General features: G+C 44.6%; 19 protein-coding genes. 12 read left to right on the top strand and 7 right to left on the bottom strand.

Translation table 11 applies throughout. From position 1 onward, the window contains the following. The first annotated feature begins 5 nt into the window (after positions 1–5). The 4 genes from K1Y79_RS26680 to K1Y79_RS26695 all read left to right on the top strand — a co-directional run bounded on the left by K1Y79_RS26680 (position 6) and on the right by K1Y79_RS26695 (position 2,703). On the top strand, positions 6–950 hold the full coding sequence (locus K1Y79_RS26680) for a TIGR01777 family oxidoreductase (protein ID WP_220253280.1): 945 nt from the start codon (positions 6–8) through the stop codon (positions 948–950). Positions 951–1,032: 82 nt separating this feature from the next. Then, complete coding sequence (locus tag K1Y79_RS26685) at positions 1,033–1,401, top strand: CoA-binding protein (protein WP_220253281.1); 369 nt, start codon at positions 1,033–1,035, stop codon at positions 1,399–1,401. 279 nt (positions 1,402–1,680) lie between these two features. Beyond that, complete coding sequence (locus K1Y79_RS26690) at positions 1,681–2,154, top strand: ribonuclease H-like YkuK family protein (protein WP_220253282.1); 474 nt, start codon at positions 1,681–1,683, stop codon at positions 2,152–2,154. A gap of 138 nt (positions 2,155–2,292) precedes the next feature. Then, positions 2,293–2,703, top strand: coding sequence for a hypothetical protein (locus K1Y79_RS26695; RefSeq protein ID WP_220253283.1), 411 nt, complete (start codon positions 2,293–2,295; stop codon positions 2,701–2,703). Between the two features lie 11 nt (positions 2,704–2,714). Here the strand turns inward: K1Y79_RS26695 and yihA are convergent, their stop codons facing one another. Beyond that, the gene (gene yihA / locus K1Y79_RS26700; RefSeq protein WP_317197508.1) at positions 2,715–3,383 is read right to left on the bottom strand and encodes a ribosome biogenesis GTP-binding protein YihA/YsxC; all 669 of its coding nucleotides are present in this window, start codon (positions 3,381–3,383) and stop codon (positions 2,715–2,717) included. A gap of 62 nt (positions 3,384–3,445) precedes the next feature. Between yihA and ubiE the strand changes: the two genes are divergently transcribed. The 4 genes from ubiE (at position 3,446) to K1Y79_RS26720 (ending at position 7,850) form a co-directional block, all read left to right on the top strand. After that, positions 3,446–4,180, top strand: coding sequence for a bifunctional demethylmenaquinone methyltransferase/2-methoxy-6-polyprenyl-1,4-benzoquinol methylase UbiE (gene ubiE, locus K1Y79_RS26705; protein ID WP_220253284.1), 735 nt, complete (start codon positions 3,446–3,448; stop codon positions 4,178–4,180). Between the two features lie 23 nt (positions 4,181–4,203). Beyond that, positions 4,204–4,854, top strand: a complete 651-nt coding sequence (gene porT / locus K1Y79_RS26710) for a type IX secretion/gliding motility protein PorT/SprT (RefSeq protein ID WP_220253285.1) — start codon at positions 4,204–4,206, stop codon at positions 4,852–4,854. A 134-nt stretch (positions 4,855–4,988) separates the two neighbouring features. Beyond that, entirely contained in the window at positions 4,989–6,335 is a 1,347-nt protein-coding gene (locus K1Y79_RS26715) for a dihydroorotase (protein ID WP_220253286.1), read from the top strand. Positions 6,336–6,518: 183 nt separating this feature from the next. Further along, on the top strand, positions 6,519–7,850 hold the full coding sequence (locus K1Y79_RS26720) for a MutS-related protein (RefSeq protein ID WP_220253287.1): 1,332 nt from the start codon (positions 6,519–6,521) through the stop codon (positions 7,848–7,850). Between the two features lie 27 nt (positions 7,851–7,877). On the opposite strand, the gene K1Y79_RS26725 is transcribed toward K1Y79_RS26720, so the two are convergent. Further along, a complete protein-coding gene (locus K1Y79_RS26725) occupies positions 7,878–8,228 on the bottom strand; it encodes a hypothetical protein (RefSeq protein ID WP_220253288.1) in 351 nt (116 codons plus the stop codon). Between the two features lie 139 nt (positions 8,229–8,367). On the opposite strand from K1Y79_RS26725, the gene K1Y79_RS26730 reads away from it, so the two are divergent. Beyond that, entirely contained in the window at positions 8,368–9,912 is a 1,545-nt protein-coding gene (locus K1Y79_RS26730; RefSeq protein ID WP_220253289.1) for a YifB family Mg chelatase-like AAA ATPase, read from the top strand. Here the strand turns inward: K1Y79_RS26730 and K1Y79_RS26735 are convergent, their stop codons facing one another. Beyond that, positions 9,913–12,045 carry an elongation factor G gene (locus K1Y79_RS26735; protein ID WP_220253290.1) on the bottom strand — a complete coding sequence of 711 codons (2,133 nt, stop codon included), beginning with the start codon at positions 12,043–12,045 and terminating at the stop codon, positions 9,913–9,915. It lies immediately after the preceding gene. Positions 12,046–12,267: 222 nt separating this feature from the next. Here K1Y79_RS26735 and K1Y79_RS26740 point away from each other — a divergent pair, with 222 nt between their 5' ends. The 3 genes from K1Y79_RS26740 (at position 12,268) to K1Y79_RS26750 (ending at position 15,026) form a co-directional block, all read left to right on the top strand. Next, complete coding sequence (locus K1Y79_RS26740; protein ID WP_220253291.1) at positions 12,268–14,025, top strand: ABC transporter ATP-binding protein; 1,758 nt, start codon at positions 12,268–12,270, stop codon at positions 14,023–14,025. A 14-nt stretch (positions 14,026–14,039) separates the two neighbouring features. After that, positions 14,040–14,453, top strand: coding sequence for a DUF983 domain-containing protein (locus tag K1Y79_RS26745; RefSeq protein WP_220253292.1), 414 nt, complete (start codon positions 14,040–14,042; stop codon positions 14,451–14,453). A gap of 87 nt (positions 14,454–14,540) precedes the next feature. Next, the gene (locus K1Y79_RS26750; protein ID WP_220253293.1) at positions 14,541–15,026 is read left to right on the top strand and encodes a hypothetical protein; all 486 of its coding nucleotides are present in this window, start codon (positions 14,541–14,543) and stop codon (positions 15,024–15,026) included. Between the two features lie 221 nt (positions 15,027–15,247). Here the strand turns inward: K1Y79_RS26750 and K1Y79_RS26755 are convergent, their stop codons facing one another. The 4 genes from K1Y79_RS26755 to K1Y79_RS26770 form a co-directional block, all read right to left on the bottom strand. Then, positions 15,248–17,704: a TonB-dependent receptor gene (locus tag K1Y79_RS26755; RefSeq protein WP_220253294.1), complete on the bottom strand. Its 2,457-nt coding sequence runs from the start codon at positions 17,702–17,704 to the stop codon at positions 15,248–15,250. Positions 17,705–17,818: 114 nt separating this feature from the next. Next, positions 17,819–18,286, bottom strand: a complete 468-nt coding sequence (locus K1Y79_RS26760) for a hypothetical protein (RefSeq protein WP_220253295.1) — start codon at positions 18,284–18,286, stop codon at positions 17,819–17,821. A gap of 183 nt (positions 18,287–18,469) precedes the next feature. Beyond that, positions 18,470–20,044 (bottom strand): DUF1501 domain-containing protein, encoded by a 1,575-nt coding sequence (locus tag K1Y79_RS26765; protein ID WP_220253296.1) that lies wholly within the window; start codon positions 20,042–20,044, stop codon positions 18,470–18,472. Positions 20,045–20,066: 22 nt separating this feature from the next. Next, positions 20,067–21,713, bottom strand: coding sequence for a DUF1800 domain-containing protein (locus K1Y79_RS26770; protein ID WP_220253297.1), 1,647 nt, complete (start codon positions 21,711–21,713; stop codon positions 20,067–20,069). Positions 21,714–21,859 lie beyond the last annotated feature (146 nt).

A 21,859-nucleotide genomic window follows, 5' to 3' on the forward strand; every position in this document is an offset into this window, starting at 1 on the left:
TTACCATGAAAAATAAAAAAATAGTTATAGCAGCAGGTACGGGCTTCATCGGGAAGGGACTGATTGACTATTTCGGTCAGGACAATGATATTGTGATACTTACCCGTCAACCGCTGACAGACAGCGGAAGGATCAGCTATGTACAATGGGATGGAAAAACGCAGGACGCTTGGGTCAGTCACCTGGAGAGAACGGACATACTGATTAATCTGGCAGGAAAGAGTGTGAACTGCCGGTATACGGAAGAGAACAGGAAAGAGATATTTTCAAGCAGAGTAGCATCAACGCAGGTATTAGGTGCGGCGATACAGACACTGAAGCATCCACCGGCATTATGGATTAATTCCAGTTCAGCAACGATTTACAGGCATGCAGAGGACCGTCCGATGGACGAATTTACCGGTGAGATAGCAGATGATTTTTCGGTGCAGGTATGTAAACAGTGGGAAGGCGCTTTCAACCAGACAGTTACACCACATACCCGCAAGGTAATTTTGCGTATAGCCATTACTATCGGTCACCAGGGAGGCGTACTCACTCCACTGATGAATCTTATGAAATTCGGATTGGGGGGTTATCATGGTAATGGCCGGCAGCAAATGAGCTGGGTACATATTGATGATGTATGCAGGATGGTGGAGTGGTTATATGAACATCCGGAACAGGAGGGTGTATTTAACTGTGCAGCCCCACATCCGGTGAATAACAGGCAGTTTATGCGGGCATTAAGGAAAGCCGGCGGACATCTTTTCGGACTACCAGCCTATACCTGGATGCTGAAAATTGGAGCACAAGTAATGGGAACAGAAACTGAATTAGTACTAAAAAGCCGCTGGGTATTGCCGACAAGAGCTATACAGGCGGGGTTTGTTTTCCACTATCCGGAACTTCAGCCTGCTCTACAGCAGATTATCAGAAAACTGCCAAGGCGGCGGTATCACCTGATATAAGCATTATGGTTTAATGTTTGCTCTTACATGGTAGTATCTGCTGGTATTACTATAGTGGCAGGTGCATTTAAAACGTAATATTATGAGTGACAAGAAACTTACGGTAGTATTAGGCGCATCTCCGAACCCGGATAGATATAGTTACCTGGCAGTATCCAGACTGACAGCCAAAGGACATCCTGTTGTGGCTATCGGTAAGAAGGAAGCTAAGATAGGCGAGATACCGGTTACCAAAGATCATCCGCCAGTGCAGGATGTGGATACTGTTACCTTATATATGAATCCTCAGCTCCAGCAGGAGTATTATGACTATATTCTGCAGCTGCAGCCAAAACGTATTATATTCAATCCGGGTACAGAAAACGACGAACTGGCCGAACTGGCCAGCAGCAAAGGTATAGAACCAGTAGAAGCTTGTACGCTGGTGATGCTGAGCACAGGACAATATTAATTCAATGTAAACTTTATGGCAGCTGAAGGCGATGTATGACAAGTCTTCAGCTGCCTTTTTTCAGCTATATCTCTCTTATGCAGCAGTTTTACGCCGGAGCGCTTCTCCTAACCGGCCAGTCCTTACTATGAATTACTACTTCCTCCTACCTGATTCCTGCATTATTTTTTGTATATTACTTATACAATAAGCTCCAACATCAGCAAGGATTTGCACGAAAGACCGGCCATCAAATTGTCTTAACTACCACGCCTATTCACTCTAATCATATATATTATCATGAAATGGAGAAGATTCAATGGCGAGCCAATTAATTTGCCCATTAAGGAAGAAGTGCGCCAGGCAATTATCCGGGAAACCGGCAAGGGCTTTCATCTAAAAGTATGTATTGGCACGGATTCACAGGTAAAAGGTCTGGAGACCGAATTTGCAACAGTAATTGTTTTTTTGCGTGAAGGGCATGGAGGATTCATGTTTATCCACAATGACAAAACACGTGATGTTTACTCGATCAAAGAGCGTATGCTCATTGAAGTAGCGAAGAGCATTGAAATTGCCTATGAACTGTGCGACATGTTTACGCAGTATGACGTAGATATGGAAGTACATGCTGACATCAACACCAATCCACAGTTTAAAAGTAACCTGGCATTGCGCGAAGCGATGGGTTACATACTGGGGATGGGGTTTGCCTTTAAAGCCAAACCGGATGCATTTGCCAGCAGCTGTTGCGCAGATAAAGTGGTGAACTAAAAAAGAAGGTAAGTATCAATATTCCACGCCTGCTGGATGCGCCCGCCGCCTCCAACAGGAAGTTTTCCCCCATAAAGTGCGTATAATCTCAATTATTTTCCTTAATTTATATCATATATTACTGAATACCTGTCCAACATGCGTACCTACACAACTGTCATACTACTGTTAGTATTCGTACTTACTATTGCTTCGTGCAGAAAAGAATCTATTACGGACAACTCTTCCCAAAAATTGCAGGGCAGCTGGAGATTGATTTACTCCAGGCCATCATTAGGGGGCGACATGGTCAGAGCAGACACTACTGCGCTCACTATCTTAAAATTTGATGGCAATATGATGCTGCGTTATCTGCGGGACAGCCTGATAGCGAGGGAGAAGTTTCTGATGGCCCTGAAAAGCGATCACCAGCCATACCTGGTAGCAGACAGTGACCCCTGGAATCCAAAGATCTTCAGTTGCAAAATTACCGGTAACGACACACTTTCTCTGTTGTCCGTTCACTCCAACGTACATGCAGGTCAGATATATGTGCGGGTAAGGCCCTGAGAGAAGACGGCTTATTGAGCGATTGCTCTGAATTGCATATTATTCTCGTCAATAAACGAAAGGATAGCATCCCTTCCTGATTTCTTAACAGTACTTGTTACGAAGTGGGCTGGTAGAAATTCCCATGATTCTCTGAGCTTGTTGAGGAATGCCTTAACGTTCCTGCTGGTTTCAGATTGGGTATTCTTATCTGCTTTGGTAAATACAAGGGTGAAAGGAATCTGCCACTCTCCCAGCTGATTTACGAAGTCAATATCCAGTTTCTGAGGAGTGTGACGGCTGTCAATCAGCACAAATACATTCACGAGGTTTTCCCTTTTACGAAGGTAGTTTTCGATCATTTGCTCCCAGGATCTGCGCTGGGATTGACTAACTTTTGCAAAACCATATCCTGGCAGATCGACCAGGTACCAGGCATCATTTATAATAAAATGATTGATCAGCTGGGTTTTTCCGGGGGTGCCGGAAGTCTTGGCCAGCTTTTCATTATTGGCCAGCATGTTGATCAGAGAGGATTTTCCCACATTGGAACGGCCGATGAAGGCATATTCCGGAAGGTTCGGAGTGGGACATTTCTGCCAGTCTACATTGCTGATAAGGTATTGCGCGGTCTTGATGATCATAATATTCAATCGATAGTCAATGATCCGCAGATCATTGCGGTTTGTGGCAAAGTTCACGAAAATTTAGTTATCACCCGCATTTCTCTGTTTCTACCTATTTTCACCTAACTTTGCGGCCTATGTCAGATAAGAAGATTGTCCCATTTGCCACATCATCGCTCAGTAAGAAGGAACAGGTAGCGACCATGTTTAACGACATTGCTCACCGCTATGATTTCCTCAACCATTTTATGTCTTTAGGCATTGATATTCAATGGCGGAAAAAGGCTTTAAAGCAATTAAAGGATCTGAAGCCGAAGAAGATGCTGGATGTAGCAACTGGTACGGGAGATTTTGCTATCATGGCCAATAAAATGCTGCAACCCGAGTCAATCACCGGGATTGATATATCTGAGGGCATGCTGTCCTATGGACGGGAAAAGGTGAACAAACTAGGTCTGGCACACAAAATAACCTTACAGCTGGGTGACAGCGAGACAATAAGTTTTCCTGATCAGGCGTTTGATGCAATAACGGTAGCTTATGGCGTACGTAACTTCGAGAATCTGGAGAAAGGGCTGTCTGAAATGTTACGTGTACTTAAACCGGGAGGAAAACTGATTATACTGGAATTTTCTAATCCTACAGTTTTTCCTGTTAAACAATTATATAATTCATATTTTCGTTATATTACACCATTGATCGGGAAATGGATTGCGCGAAGCAAGGCGGCATATAGCTATCTGCCGGAATCCGTTAAAGCGTTTCCACAAGGTCAGGAGATGTGTAATATTTTAACTAATACCGGTTTCCAAGCAGTAACATGCAAAAAACTCACATTCGGCATCAGCTCTATTTATTGCGCGTCCCGCTAGTACTTCTGGTTATCCTATGGAATATGGCCGGCGTGAAAGCGCAGACCACTATGTATATGGAAGAACATGATGCCAAGCCCTATTACTTCGGTATCACACTGGCAGCCAATAACTCAAATTTTAAGTTATACCATGATGAGATATTCCTTAAACAGGATTCTATCATGGTTGCAGAACCTTTAAAGACCTTCGGATTTAACCTGGGGCTATTGGGAAACCTGCGTCTAAGTGAGTTTTTTGACCTGCGCTTTAATCCTCAGTTATTATTTGCCTCCAAGAACCTCTACTATAAAGAAAACTATCCTCAGAGGGAAACGACCAAAAACATTGAGTCTATCCTGCTGAGCTTTCCATTACAGCTGAAGTTCAAATCTGACCGTATCGGTAACTTACGCGTGTATACAATCGGTGGCCTCAAGTACGATTATGACCTGGCATCCAATGCCCGTGCCCGTCGTGCAGAAGACCTGGTGAAGATCAGAAAAAGCGATTTCGGCTATGAATTTGGAGCAGGCTTTGAGTTTTACTTTCCAAGCTTTATCTTCTCTCCAGAGTTTAAGATCAGTAACGGTATCGGCAATGTACATGTAAAAGATGAACACCTGCGATACTCTAATGTAATTGACAAGCTGCAGTCAAGAATGATTGTGTTTTCAATACACCTGGAAGGTTGATGCATACTGAGCATTTAACTATTTACCACCACTTATTCCTGATATAGTTCCCTACCGCTGAGCGTATAGCGGCAAGGCCGAAGCCCGGCGTAATAGTGCATATACCAATAGCTGATTTTTGATTAATTTGCGGCATGCAAAATTACTTAATCCGCAATATATCAGTGGTCAACGAAGGAACCACCACTGTTCAGGACGTATATATCCAGGATGGCCGCATTGCTAAAATTGCTCCTCAGATCAATGTAAGCGGTCAGTACACAGAAATAAACGGAGAAGGCAAGCACCTGCTGCCCGGCGTCATTGATGACCAGGTACATTTCCGTGAACCCGGCCTGACCCACAAAGCAACCATCTATACCGAAGCACGTGCAGCTGTAGCAGGTGGAACGACCAGCTTTATGGAGATGCCAAATACACAACCGGCAGCCCTTACGCAGGAATTACTGGAAGATAAATACAAGATAGCGGCACAGCATTCCCTGGCAAACTACTCTTTCTTTATGGGAGTAGCCAATGATAACGTGGAGGAAGTACTGCGTACCAATGAACGGAAAGATCAGGTTTGCGGTGTGAAAATCTTTATGGGATCCTCCACAGGTAATATGCTGGTAGATAACTACATTACCCTTGAAAAGATATTCTCCGGCAGTGAACTGCTTATTGCTACACACTGTGAAGATGAGAAGATTATCAAAGCCAACATGGAGAAATATAAGCAGGAAGTCGGTCCTGATAACCTGACAGTTGCTTATCACCCTATCATCCGTAACGAAGAGGCTTGCTTTGAATCGTCACTGGCAGCTATTCAGTTTGCAAAGAAGTTTAATTCTCGCCTGCACATCCTCCATATTACTACAGAGAAAGAACTCCAGCTGTTCAGCAATATGCTGCCACTGGCAGAAAAGCGTATTACAGCAGAAGTATGTGTACATCACCTGCACTTCTCAGCTGATGACTACGTTAAATACGGCAATCTGATCAAATGTAACCCTGCTGTTAAAGCAGTAAGTAACAAACAGGCGCTTTGGAAAGCACTGCTGGATGACAGACTCGACATCATTGCAACAGACCATGCACCGCATACCTGGGAAGAAAAGCACCAGCCTTACCTGCAGGCACCATCTGGTGTGCCGCTGGTACAGCATAGCTTACTGCTGATGCTGGAGCACGCTAAACTGGGTAATATTACGCTGGAAAAGGTGGTGGAAAAGATGTCACACGCACCGGCTATCTGCTTCCAGATAAAGGACAGAGGCTATTTGCGCGAAGGCTATTTTGCAGACTGTGTGATAGTAGATCTTCAGCAGGCTACAATGGTAGACAAGAAGAATATTCACTATAAATGCGGCTGGTCTCCGTTTGAAGAACATACGTTCCCTGCAGCAGTAACCCACACTTTTGTGAGTGGTCATCTGGCATATGAAAACGGACAGTTCAATGAGTCTGTTACCGGACAACGCTTATCATTCAACCGTTAATACGGTGTTCATCATAAGAAAATGCTCTTATCCTTATATGGTTAAGAGCATTTTCTTTTGTACACCAGTCAGATATATTTATGGAAATCTTTATGTAGTGCATCTGTAATATTAACCGGGCAGTACTTACAGGATACAAGGCCTTTTTTCTAATATCCGTATATTCACTAAAAATACCTGTGCATGGAACTGGACAAAACAACCTACTATGATCTCTCTATATTTAATCGTGACGAAGAGTATTCGCTATTTCATAAACTGGACTTTACCACAACCACAGGTGGCAGGGAGTATTTAAGGTATCTGTACAGTACGCCGCTGAAAGATATTGCGTCTATTGAAGACCGTCAGCAGGTATTGCAGTTTATTCTTCAACAGGAGGAAAACTGGCCTGCCGATCTTATCAGCAATGGGACTATTGTCGTAATGGAAAATTACCTGGAAGCGCAGATTGAGCCGATTTCCAATCCGGAAGGTGTTGGATTGGTTGTTAGTTCACTACTGACGAAAACTATTTTCTCTCCAGACTATAGCTTTATAAAGTTTTCCTTTACGCAGCTGCTGAATTTATTAAATGGCTTCCGCCGGCTGGAAAAACATTTCAACACGGAAGACACGCCAAAGATACTGAAGCTGCTGCTGGACAGAGCACATACGTTACTTTACCAGAAAGAGTTCAATGATATTGTTGATGCAAATGCTTCAGGGCCTGTATCCTTTATGAACATCTTACGCTATGACCACTACATCCGTAAAAGGCAGCGTAAACATATTGCAGAGTTACTGGACATCTACCGTCGCCTGGATGCTTACTATGCTATGGCAAAGGCGATCAGGCACTTTAATCTGAAGTTCCCGGTATTTGAAGATACACCTCACCCTATTGTAGAGCTGAATAATCTGTATCATATCATCCTGCCCAAACCGGTAGCATATGATATTACGATGAAGCCACAGTCTCACTTTCTGTTTCTGACAGGTGCAAACATGGCAGGCAAGACAACGTTCATCAAAGCCGTCGGAGTAGCTGTGTTCCTGGCTCATATAGGGATGGGCGTACCGGCCGATAGTATGAAACTAAGTTTCTTTAATGGTATATTCAGTAACATCCAGGTACAGGATAATATCTTTAAGGGAGAAAGTTACTTCTTTAATGAAGTACAGCGTATTAAAAACACCATCGTTAAGATCAGTGATAATAAAAAATGGCTGGTGCTGATTGATGAAATGTTTAAGGGCACCAATGTGGAAGATGCGAAAAACTGTTCATTGGCGGTGGTAAATGGGTTACTGAAAAGTACTAATTGCCTGTTTATTCTATCCACGCATCTGTATGAAATTGCAGAAGAATTACAGAATGCAAAGAACATACGGTTTAAGTATTTTGAGTCACAGGTAATTGACGACAATCTATATTTCACTTATCAATTAAAAGATGGAGTAGCCAAAGAAAAGATTGGTTATCTCATATTGAAGAGAGAGAAGGTATTAGACCTGTTAGATAATATCAGATAGTCAAGTATATAATTAAGGAGCCTGTTATCAATGGGCTCCTTTTATTTTTAGTTCAAGCGATTGTAACCTTCTTTCAATATCATATATACTTTTAAATGTTCCACTGGCGCTTTTTATACCGTCTTTATTAATAGCAAACCAGTAGGTAGTATCTGCTGTTATTACTTTCAGTTTGTAGGTGGGGTAAAACTTTAGAGGCTCTTGCCAGGAACGGTTCACGCATTGCAAAAGGTCTTTGATAGCTGCGGCATCAGTCAATGTAAAATGCTGATCTGTACGCGTATTATTGATATCTATAACTGTGACATCATCATACCTGGTTATCAGATTTGAACAAGAGGAGAGTACTGATATCAGACCTAAAATTATCCACTTCATAAATACAAGATACTAAGCAATTAGAAACTATGAATGATTCTCAATAATACGAGATAAAACGGATGAAATGAACAATCCGACAATTGCCAGCAAATACTAAATTCGGCCTTTAGATCATTCTTAACCATTCTGCTCATCCATGATTGTTAAAACCATTGGCAGCGCTGTGCAAGGCGTAGAAGCCATATCCATTGTTATTGAGGTGGATGTGTCACCCAAAGGCACACAGTTCCATATAGTTGGTTTGCCTGATAGCGCCGTAAAAGAAAGTGAACAACGTATAGAATCAGCTATTACAAATATTGGGTTCCGCTTCCCACGTTTCAGGACAGTCGTGAACATGGCTCCGGCCAACATCCGGAAGGCAGGATCTGCTTATGATCTTCCTATTGCACTGGGTCTGCTGGCAGCTTCTGAACAGATAGATGGAAGTACGTTGCCTGAATTTACCATAATGGGTGAGCTATCTCTGGACGGAACAGTGCAACCTATCCGGGGAGCATTACCTATTGCTATACAGGCACGAAAGGAAGGATTCAAAGGACTGATCGTACCGGCGCAAAATGCGCGTGAAGCTGCCATGGTCAATAACCTGGCCGTATATGGCGTAACACATCTGCGCGATGTGATAGAATTTCTACGTACGCCCTCTGCATTGCAACCTGCATACGTTGATACCAGGAGTGAATTTGCCAATGCACAGCAAGCATTTGATGTGGATTTCAATGACGTCAAAGGGCAATATACCATCAAGCGTGCGCTTGAAATTGCAGCTGCCGGCGGACATAATGCTTTACTGATTGGTCCTCCCGGAGCCGGAAAAACAATGCTGGCCAGACGGTTATCAACAATACTACCGCCACTGACATTACATGAAGCACTTGAAACTACCAAGATACACTCAGTAGCAGGTAAGCTGCCGGCAGATGCATCACTGATTACACAGCGGCCTTTCCGTTCACCACATCATACGATCAGTCACACAGCTCTGATTGGAGGAGGCAGCATTCCACAACCCGGTGAGATCTCACTGGCACATAACGGTATTCTATTCCTGGATGAACTACCCGAATTTAGCAGACAAGCACTGGAAGTAATGCGGCAACCACTGGAAGAAAGACGTGTGTCTATTGCACGGGCGCGGCTATCAGTGGAGTTTCCCGCCAGCTTTACACTCCTGGCTTCCATGAACCCCTGTCCCTGTGGTTTTTTCAATCACCCGGTTAAAGCATGTACCTGTGCACCAGGATCCGTACAACGTTATCTGAACAAAGTATCTGGCCCGTTAATGGACAGAATAGATCTGCATATAGAAGTCACACCGGTACCCGTTGAGTCACTACTCGATCATACTTATGGCGAGTCCAGTAACAGCATTCGGGAACGGGTCTTACTAGCACGTGAGATACAGACTTCCCGGTTCAATGGTCACAGAGGAATCTATTGTAATGCGCAGATGAACAGTAGTCTCCTCAGGAAGGTATGCCAGTTAAACAGTGATGGTGAAAACCTGCTGAAGAATGCTATGCAGAAACTAAAGTTGTCCGCACGGGCATATGACCGCATCCTGAAAGTAAGCCGTACTGCAGCAGACCTGGAAGGGTGTGAACATATAAAAACCGAACATCTTGCAGAAGCTATACATTGCAGGAGCCTCGACCGGCAGGACTGGTGGGATAAGTGATTATGCTACCAGCTCGGCACCTTTGTATGCCTCGGAAAGCTTCTTCTGTAATTCGGGAGGTACGGGCGCGTACTCGGCAAAGGCGGCTTTGACCTTGGCCTTACCTTGCGTAACATTCCGCAAAGCTGCATAGAGCTTATCCAGCTCGGCCTGTGGCGTACGCGCTTTGATAATCTGATAACCATTGGGAGAATCCATACCTGTGATGATACTTCTACGGCTTTGCAGCTCACTCATGATATCGCCGGCCATGGTGTCGGGCGCTGTGATTTCGAGATCGAACACCGGTTCAAGCAGCTGGGGGGCTGCCTGATGAAAAGCATCGCGGAAGGCCATCATACCGGCAATCTTAAAAGAGATATCATTACTATCCACCGGATGCATCTTACCATCATACACGCTCACCCTGATATCCCTTACATAAGAACCAGTCAATGGTCCCTCCTGCATTTTCTCCATCACCCCCTTTAATATAGACGGTAAAAAGCGGGTATCTATAGCGCCACCGACAATGCAGTTATTGAAGATTAGTTTGCCGCCCCAGTTGAGGGCAATTTCCTCTGTATCTCTTACAGGATGCTCTTTGTAAGGCGGCATACCTTCATAGTAAGGCTCGATAGTCATGAATACTTCGCCAAACTGTCCCGCGCCACCTGATTGCTTCTTATGACGGTAAGTAGCTACAGCGTGCTTCCGGATGGTTTCGCGGTAAGGGATCTTTGCTGGCAGGAATGCTACATGCATTTTATAGATATTTTCAAGCCGCCATTTGGTTAGCGCCAGATGGAGGTCGCCCTGCCCGTGAAGGATCACCTGCTTCAGCTCCCGGTTGTACTCTATTTTTAGTGTCGGATCTTCCATATGCAGCTCCGCCAGTACCTCACTCAGCTTTTCATCATCCACTTTATTAGTAGCCTCTATTGCTACCCGTACTTTGGGCGTCGGAAAATTAATGGACTGTATCTGTTTACCGGCCTGCCTATCCCCCAGTAAAGTATGATTGGTAAAGGTATTCTTGAGTTTAAGGGTGCAGCCTATATCCCCTGCCCTTAGTATATCCGCAGATTGCCTGTTACGACCATCAGTAATAAACAGCTGATTAAGCCGTTCAGTGGTATTGCCCTTTTCGTTATGTAATTCGACGCCAGCCCTGATTTCGCCCGCTAATACCTTAAAAAACGAAAGGCGCCCTATATGGGGCTCCTGAAGCGTTTTAAATACAAATAATACGGGAGATGCTGCGGGATCACAGGAGACAGGGCTATCATCCTCTGCCCGCTCTGCCGGCATATCAATGGCTGCCGGCGCTACATTATCAATGAATCCCATCAGCCGTCCACTACCCATATTGTATAATGCTGACAGACAGAATACCGGAAAGACATGATGTTTCAGCATACCTATCTTCAGGCCCTGCCGCATTTCATCCTCATCAAGACTACCCTTTTCAAAATACTGCTCCATAAGGGTATCGTCATTCTCAGCTGCTTTTTCCACTAATTCATTATGCAGTCGCTCCGCCTGCTCCTTTTCACTCTCTGGTATAGGTAACTTTTCTGGCTTACCTCCCTTATCAGGAAAACAGTACATTGTCATTTTCAGCAGATCAATCACACAATTAAATCCCGGCCCCTGATTTACAGGATATTGCATAAGTGTTACAGCAGATCCAAATACCCGGCGGGCATCTTCTATTGTACGGGTAAAGTTGGCTTGCTCTGCATCCAGCTGATTAACAGCCAGGATAGTCGGCTTCTTGTACTTATCTACATAATCCCATATCTGTTCAGTACCTACTTCTACCCCATGCTGGGCATTCAGCAGCAGCAACGCGGTATCGCAGACCCTGATGGAAGATATGATTTCACCAATGAAGTCTTCAAGTCCAGGGGTATCAATGATATTGATTTTGTAATCCCGCCATTCGGTATGCAGGCAGGTGGCGTACACCGAACTTCCCCGCTCATGCTCTACGTCGTGATAGTCGGAAACAGTGTTTCCTTCTTCTACTGAACCGCGTCGGGGTATAATACCAGCTTCAAACAGCATGGTTTCGCAAAGGGTGGTCTTTCCGCTTTTGGCGGCACCTAATAATACAATGTTCCTGATGTGTTTTTCATCATAGGTCTTCATAAACGTAAGAATTAAGGCTTGACAGCCGGAGCGGGCTGATCGTAAACAATAAGAAAGAGAAAAGTTGACGTGGAATGCCGTTTTGGTGATTTTAGCCGGTGCTGTATAAGCTGTAACCGATTCTGAGTATTAAGTTACTCTATTTTTTCCTACCAGCATTATCCAAAGGTGTTGCAACATCAATATTAATGTACCTTTGTGCCCTAGATTGTCTTTAGCATCATGAAACTGTTCTTATATTATTTGAAAAGTTATAAATGGTTGATAGCACTGGCCTTGTTATTAGCAACCATTAACCAGGTATTCTCCCTGCTGGATCCATATATCTTCGGCAGAATTATAGACCTTTTTGCTGACCATCCGCACAAAACGGCAAATGGAGAAGTACGTACACAATCCGAATATGTTACCGGTGTTATTCTCTGGCTGCTGGGATCCGTAGGTGTAGCTATGGTATCGCGTATTGCCAAGGCCTTCCAGGACTATTTCACCAATGTAATCATACAGAAATTTGGCGCCAGGATCTATACTGACGGCTTGAGGCACTCGCTGCGCCTTCCCTATCAGCAGTTTGAAGATCAACGAAGCGGTGAAACACTGGCGGTATTGCAGAAAGTCCGTACAGACAGTGAGAAGTTTATCACCTCCTTTGTGAACGTACTATTCGTCGCATTAATCGGTGTAATATTTGTCATGATATACGCCTTCAGTGTACACTGGAGCCTGGTGTTCGTATACTTCGGAGGTAGCCTGATACTGGGATGGCTGATCAATGCGCTCAGTAAAAAGATCAAAACGATCCAGAAAACGATCGTAAAGGAAACGACAATGCTGGCCGGAGCCACAACAGAATCCCTGCGTAATATCGAACTGGTAAAAAGCCTCGGGTTAACACACCAGGAGATCCGCAGGCTGAACTCTACCACCATCCGCATCCTGATGCTGGAACTGAAAAAGGTGCGCAGCATACGTAGTATCAGTTTCGTACAGGGTACTTTTGTCAACTTCCTGCGTCAGAGCATCCTGTTCCTGCTGCTGTTCCTGATCTATAAGGATACAGTAACCGTCGGACAGATGTTCACATTGCAACTATATTCCTTCTTCATCTTCGGGCCGCTGCAGGAACTTGGTAATATTATCATGTCTTACAGGGAAGCACAGGTATCACTGCTGAACTTTGAAAGCATCATGCAAACGCCTGTAGAAGAAACACCTTCCGATCCGGTGAAGATTAATCGTATCGATAATCTGACCTTTAATCATGTTGGATTTAAACACCTGACTGCCGACAATAAAGCACTGGATGATATCAACTTCAGCGTAAATGTAGGCGAAACCATCGCTTTTGTCGGGCCCTCTGGTTCAGGCAAAACCACACTGGTCAAACTACTCGTCGGCTTGTATGCGCCACAGGAAGGTACTATCGGGTATAACGGAGTGAATAGTAAGGAAATAGATATCGAGGAACTGCGTTACCAGATCGGCTTTGTTACTCAGGATACTCAGTTATTCTCCGGCACTATCAAAGAAAACCTCTTGTTTGTCAATCCACAGGCAACAGATGAAGAGCTACTGAAAGTGATGAAAGACGCCAGCTGTACTACCTTACTGGAACGTGCTGACAACGGACTGAACTCCGTTATCGGTGAAGGCGGTATGAAGATCTCCGGTGGTGAGAAACAACGCCTGTCCATTGCACGTGCATTGTTACGCCGCCCAAGACTGCTGGTATTTGATGAAGCAACGTCTGCACTGGATTCACTAACGGAAGAGTCTATTACCAATACTGTACGTGACATCACCTCCACACGTGAGCATATAACGGTAATGATTGCACATAGATTATCTACCATCATGCATGCCGACAGGATCTACGTACTGGAAAAAGGCCGTATTGTAGAAACAGGTACTCATGGCTCGCTGTTGGAAGAAAAAGGTCTGTATTACGCTATGTGGAGACAACAGATTGGAGAGAGATAATTATCTTTGCACTCATGAGTAACACGCGACCTAACTACCTTCTGAGCATGCTCAGTATGAAATGCCCACATTGCCGCAGAGGAGACATGTTTAAAACAAAAAATGCATATACGAATCTGAAAAAGACATTCGAGATGCATGAGCATTGTCCTGTCTGCGGACAGAAATACGAACTGGAAACAGGCTTCTGGTTCGGTACAGGATACGTAAGTTATGCGTTAGCCGTGGCCTTCTCAGTAGCAACGCTGATTGCCTACTGGGTGATCTTCGGAATGTCCTGGGAAGATAACAGCGTATTCATCTGGCTGGGTCTAAACGGTGTATTACTCGTAGTGCTACAACCCTGGTTAATGCGTATCAGCAGAGTCATCTACCTTTATTTCTTTGTATATTATGATGAAAGTACGGCAGAACTGCCTGACAAATAACGAAACGGCTGACTGAATAGTCAGCCGTTTTTCTTTTATACAGATTCATTGCACGACTTTTGTTGTAGTACCGGCAAAAGATATCTCATGCAATTCAACCACTTACTGTACATCTGCGGCATTGCTCTGTTATCTTCCTGTGCAACTACTACCCAGGAAACGGAAAGGCAGGCAGACACCAGCACAGTTGCAGCTACTACTTCCGACATACCTGCCGGACAAACCTCCGCAGATACACCCCGTAATGCGCCTCCTTCTGAAGTACTGAAGCCTAAATCAGGCCCTTACTCACCGGAATGTTATAATACCATCACTGATATTATCCAGAGCTCTGACTTCAAATCTGAACTAGCCAAAAAGGAAAATATTAAGGTAAGGATTGACCGTCAGGAAAATACCAAGCTGTTTCTCCAATTGTTTGCCAGCGAAAAAGACCATGAATCAACCATCGCATGGCTAAGACTGGATAAAGCAAATGAGAAGCTGGAAGATATTACTGTGGATCTGGATAAGCCTGTAGAGTTAAACTATGATAAGAGCCTGATAAGTGCGCTGAGGCAAAATTGCCCATAAACAATTACCTGGCATCGATTAAGAAACGGATTGCTGCAAAGCTCCCGGTGGAGAACAAAGAACTGTGTGCAAGGGGAATAGGCGGCCATCTGCATCATGCATATTAAATACTGACTTATAAGTAGAAAGGCCGGATACTTCTCCACAGAAGCATCCGGCCTTTTTATATTCACCAGCAATTTACAACTGGTCATTTATTTCAATCAACCTTCAATTCGATGTTACCTAATGTCTATAGGTATCACCACTTTCACACTGAACGTTCTACCCATGTTGAATACGCCTGCTCTACCTGTTACTTCATTTACAGGTGCATACTTCAACCGGCTGAGGTGATTCTGGTAGGCAACGTCTGTCAGGTTATTGGCAGACAAGTGTAAGGAGAACAATGTTTTCTTACTGTTTCTGCTAATGAAGTCTGTACCTATTCCGGCATTCAGCAAAGTATATCCGGAGGTAGCTGTTTCTGTCTGATAAGCATAAAAAATATCATTCTGCGCAAAGGTATTATCCAGCTGTACACCGATATAAGCGTTCTGCAGGATACCTCCTACTTTTTTGAAGTTACCTTTCAGCTCAGATATCCAGCGGGCCGCAGGAATATTAGGCAGGTACTTCGCTGAATCGGGACCATCTGCAATAGCAGTGCGTACATAAGATACTGTGTTCTCGAAATGCAGCCAGTCAATAGGATGTGGGTGGATATCTAACATAAATTCACCGCCGTACAAGTTAGCAGTATGCTGTTGATATTTGAAAGCCGAGTATCCATCTTCATTGTCGGCTACAGGAATGGAATCAGTTCCTGCTACGCTGACCAGCTTACGTGCGAAGATGAAGTTATTAATATGGTTATAAAACACACTGGCAGTCAATGACACATGCTGCGAATTGAACTCAATTCCAAGATCTCCCTGCGTACTTACCTCCGGCTTCAGATCATTGTTACCATACTCATACTTAATAGTGCCTTCATGTACACCATTCGCAGCGAGTTCAGAAACATTCGGCGCACGGAAGCCCCGGGCAACATTTAACTTCAGTGTTACCTGCTGGCTGGCAGCATAACTCAGACCAGCACTTCCTGATATGTTAGAGAAGTCACGGTCAAAAGAAGCAAATTTCGTCTCACCACCGTTCTCCACCGGAATACCATCATCATTCAGTTGCAACCCTTTGATTGTCATCTGACGATTATCAAAACGCAGACCACCACTCAGTGTCAGCTTATCGAAAGTTTTGCTGGTGACTGCGAATATACCTGCGTCAAACAAATTGTATGCGGGTATCAGATATTCTTCTCCTCCAATGTTATTCTTTTGCTGCATACCATTTACGCCGATAGTCGTTTGCCAACCATTCATTTCCGGCAAATAATATCTCAGGCCATAATTGAAGGTATTAAGCTTCAGGAACAACTCCGGCTCATCGGGTTCCAGGACATTGCCTAATTCCTTACGGCGATTCCATTGATAACCCAGGGTCAGTGCAAGGCGGCCACCATTATGCAGGTATACGTTGTTATCCCAAACCAGTTTATTATGTGTGATTTTTTGTGCAGGAATACCGATCTTATAAGATTTGAAATCATCATCTGTAGCAACGGCTTCGTCTTCTTCACCATTGTTATTTACAGGTTTGATAAACAGTCCGTTTTCATCACGGTCACCTTCTACCAGCCCCAGTTCCTGGTTAAAGGAAGTAAAGCGGAGCGTAGAAGACCCCCATTGTTTATTCAATCCCAGGCTACCTCCGTAGTTAGTATTTTTAAATTTGGAGTTGAAGACATAACCATCGTATTTATTCTTGTAGTCATGTGCAAATTTCTGGGTACCGAAAGCACTCCAGCTGAAGCCACCTTTTGACGTACCTGCTATATCTGCATGATAAGAAATCTGTCCGTTATTGGTGAGATAGTTTGCCGCTACATTCCCTTTGATATGGCCTGCAGCCACAGCGCCCGGAGGCACAATATTTACTACGCCCGCCAGTGCATCTGAGCCATATACCAGGGAAGATGGACCTTTTAATACCTCCACTTTGCTGACATTGTAATCATCAATTTCAATACCGTGCTCATCTCCCCATTGCTGTCCTTCCTGTCGTACACCATCACCAACAACTACTACCCTGTTATATCCCAGTCCGCGGATGAATGGCTTGGAGATAGCAGGTCCGGTGGTCAGCTGACTAACACCTGGTAGTTTTGCAATTGCATCAATAATATTGGTGGAGATATTAGCGTCGAGATAATCTTTCCTGATAATACTTACCGGGGTAGGCGTTTTTTTAAGAGTAGTAGCCATATTTACGCCAGTGATCACAACTTCGTTCTTTTCAAGCAGCGTCTCGGCAAGTGAGAAGTCTTTTTGTGTATTACCTTCGATTTGTACAACTTCTGTAAAGGCTGCATAACCAATATAATGTACCTCTACCAGGTATTTACCTTTAGGCAGATTTTTGATTTCATAATGCCCCTGTGTATTAGCGGAAGCGCCGATATGCAGATCCGGAAAGTACACTGTAGCGCCAGGTAATGGGCTATTAGAAGCTTTATCTGTTACAGTTCCGCTGAGGGAATTGTTAGCCTCATCAGCAGAAAGCAGATTAGCAAGGGCTGATGAAAAACTAAGGAGGCTGATAATTACAGCTATATGGAGGACACGTAAATAGTGCATAACAAGATTTATTTATAACAATATGCTGCAACGGCAACCCGATGTTTGCAGTCACAGACACAATCTGGGCTGATAGCCCTTTTAATAGCATTAATAGCGATCAAGAAAAATTAACTACGCAATCCATGTAACGGGAGGCGCACGGGGAGATAAAATTCTGTGGATAACATGCCCGATAACAGGGATAACCGGTGGTGGGAAATGCCAGATCACTTCATGCACCAGCATATAGTAGGATAAGCTGGCATGTTGATATGCTTCCGGTTCTATCTGAAGAAAGCCACAGTGAACATGTTTTTCAGATAAGGTCGTACCATACCTTATGACGCTGGTGGTATCATCGTCAGTATCGTGATGGCTGAAAAACTGATGTATAAATGCCCTTGGGGTGGTATTGAAAATAAATACCCCCAGTAGCATGATAGCCAATATCCGGTATAAGACCTTGTGCTTCAGATCATGAGTTTGACGGTTACAAATATAACCAATAAATGCAACACCGTTGCCCACCAGCTGGCAAAATGACAGCAATATCTGTAAAAGTGCTAAGTCAGGGATAGCCGGTTTAGGGGTGTTCGGCAAGAGTGCTTGTTCGTCGCTTGGCCGTCGCTAGTTCGTCGCTTGTTCGTCCACAACTCGTTCGGGGATATACAAACCCTCATTAGTCTTTTAGGATCAATAGATTACACACATCGTCTACTACCAAAAACAAAAAAGTTCATGGCATATACTGCCATGAACTTTTGACATATAGTATAGTAAGTATTAATATTTCACTTTAAGCATGGACCTTACATGCTGGTACACACCGTTTTGCAGGCGGGCGTAAAAGATACCTGCGGACAGATTACCACTTTCGAAGGTAATGCTGTATTCACCGGCTGGCTGGACCTTGTTAACAGGTGTAGATACCAGGCGGCCCATTGTATCAAATATCTGGATCATGGTATGTCCGCCCCGGGTTTTATACTTCAGGGTCGTGTTAGCCACGAATGGGTTCGGATAGTTGGTAATCAGGTTATTACTGCCATTATTCACATCATCTATTGTCGTTAGCGTACCACAGGCGATGCCGCTTACAATGGGCAGGCGCTGATAATCTTTGAACAGGACTGTCTGCAGGGTAGCGCTGTTCACACAGAACCATTGTTCCAGCAAGGAGGCGTATACCGAGCGGAAATCGTATTGCATCGGCATATTATCACTAACATTGGTTTGTGTGGGGATATCAGGAGATGAGCCTAAAACACCCTGGAGCACGTAATCGCCAAAGACAATCATCGGTGCAGCGGCACCGTGGTCAGTACCCATACTACCATTTGACTTGATACGACGGCCAAACTCAGAGAATGTCATACCTACCACGCGGCGGGATGCTTTCAGTTTGGTAAGATCGTCCATAAATGCCTTGATTGAGTCAGACAGTTGACCGAGTAATCTTGCGTGTTCGCCTTTGGTAGTATCGCCGGCTTGTGCCTGATTAGCATGTGTATCAAAGAAAGCGTGCGTTACCATGTACAGGCGGGTTTTCAGACCACCTGCCACCAGGCGTGCAACTATTTTGAGCTGTTCTGCCAGTCTGTTATCCGGGTATGGACTCTGAGAAGTGACATTAGCAGCTGCTTTTTTGATAGAATCTGCAAACTTATTAGACTGTTTGGCGATCAGGCGGACGTATTCCAGTTCCACACCCGCATGGGTATTTGGAACAGGGTCCATAATGTCTTCAATCAGGTTATAGAAATCAGTAGAACTGGATATAGCTACCGCCATATTAGCATCGCTACCCTGGAAAACCGGCGATGTCAGTGAACCGATCTGGATAGCCAGCGGATCAGTACCTTCATAGGCATCGGGGAACCCAGGGAACTGTGTTTCGAGGTAGCGGCCTGCCCAACCTGATTCAATTACCTGGTTAGCGTCTGAACCACTCAGCCAGATATCCATTGCGCGGAAGTGGGAGTAGTCAGGAGAAGGGTAGCCTACACTCTGGATCACACATACTTTACCATTCTCATATAGTTCCTGGAGGCCCGTCATAGCCGGATGGAAACCAGTTTTAATGTTATTAGCGAGTGGCAGCACAGCACCTTCCGGAATAGCGATATTGGTGCGGGCAGCCTGATAATCCGCATATACGTCCAGCGGCACTATCATATTAAGACCATCATTTCCACCTATCATCTGGATCATTACCAGTACGTGGTCATTATCTTCGGCAGATTTCTGTAAAGCGTTCAGCAGCGATGAGCCACCGAAGGCTTTTACGGAAAAGCCATTTATAAAGGTCGGCAGGATCGTTGCCGGAGCGGAATATTTAAGAAAGTCTCTGCGTTTCATAGTTTATAGGTCTTTCTAAGGATCAGGCTAATTGGTATTCGGACATATTCATCATGTATTTGAACAGCGTCTGGAGACGGGTTTCCACAATATTGCGGTTAGCCGCGTTAGGGTTGGATTTCCATTCGTTCCATGCATCTGTCCAGTAGTAATCGCTGTCAGGGCTTTGTCCGCTGAGCAGGATATTATTTTTCAATCTTGCCTTTGAAGTGTCGGATAGTTCGATACGGTATAAGAGGTCCAGGACATCCTGGATCAAAGTGACAGGATTAGAAGGATCGGACAGTCTTTCCACGAAAGCCAGCGGATCAATTTGTACATCACCAAAGCCTCCTGAGCTGATCATCAGATCACTCATCATATTACGTTTAGGCAGGGTATCTGTATTGATCCACAGTTCATGGTACTGGGGTGCCTGGTGATAGGCTTCCCAGCCTGCTACCTGCGGAGGATCACCGAGATCCTGAAGCATATTGGCGCAGTGGTTGCGGATAGTATTCAGCGCTTCGTGTGCAGCCATATAGTCAGTAGGAAATGCTACGCCAAACTCACGTATCATACCTACGGCAAATTCCACCGGACTTTTGATCAGAGCCGACATATTCAGTGGATCAAAGAAGTGCTCACTTTTGAAGAGCGCTTTCAGAACTGGTTTCAGTTCAAAGTTATTGTCGCGCATGATCTTCGCCAGCGGTGTAATCACGTTTTGCTCTACGCCGTCATCGATGAGGTAGTAGACAAAGAAACGGTATATTTTACGAGAGAGGAATTTAGATGCTTCCTGTTGATCAAAGATGATATTCAGCAGGTCATCCAGTTCGGTAGCACCGTCAGCACCCGTTTTACCGGTGATTTTACGGTTATTATAAAAGCTTGAAAATTCTTTATTGGTGATAACGTGCTGGGTACTTTCAAAATAGGACTCCATGGTAATGGGGTTGATCCTATAGCCGGTGAGCACCTGTGCAGTAGCCCGTACGTCTTCTTCTGTATAGGCGGAATCTGGTCCTTTACCTACGGTGAACAATTCATGCAGTTCACGACCATAGTTCTCATCCGGACTTTCCTTTCCGTTGAGATAGCCGTTCAGGTATCGGAGCATGGCCGGGTCAAGGGTCACTGCTTTGGTAAGCGCTTTGATGTTGCCGGTAGCATGAGAACGCAGCATAGTGTTATACTTATACACATAGCGGGAGTCGTTCACCATATCCATTTCGGTAACGAAGTGGTTATGCCAGAAGAGTACCATTTTCTCCTGGATACTGCGTGACTGGTCAATCATGACTTTCAGCCACCATGCTTTATAGGAAGACCAGCGCATCCTGTCAAGATCGCCTTCTTCGGGAGGCGGTGCAGAGTTAACCCAGGTAGTGCCGGGGGCGATACCGGTTTCATCTTCACCGTATGTATTGAGTGGTTGCGTAGTTACGGGAGTGACCGTATCAATCAGGGCGTCTACTGCTGCGTCCATGCCGAGTCCTTTAGCCCAGGTCACATCTTCAGGAGTAGAACCGAACATCGTGCGTTTCAGCAGGTGTACTGCCTGAGCAGTACCAAATTCTCCCGTGTATGCTGTAATGCCCGAATCAGTACGAAAGCCGGTGGTCTCCGCTTTGGCTGCTGTTTGCTGGCGTTTTGCAGGAAGCGTAAGGAATTGTCTGCGATCCATAGATAGTATGATATGGTTGTGTTGTGTATTCTGAACTTATATAGGGATACTAAGTAAAGTAGGCGATTTTCACAGGTCCCATTTGCGCATCCAAATTAATAAAAACTTTAATTCAAGGCTATTATTTTATTTAATCATATAAAGAC

The sequence above is a fragment of the Chitinophaga rhizophila genome, from assembly GCF_019492185.1.
Classification (GTDB): domain Bacteria; phylum Bacteroidota; class Bacteroidia; order Chitinophagales; family Chitinophagaceae; genus Chitinophaga; species Chitinophaga rhizophila.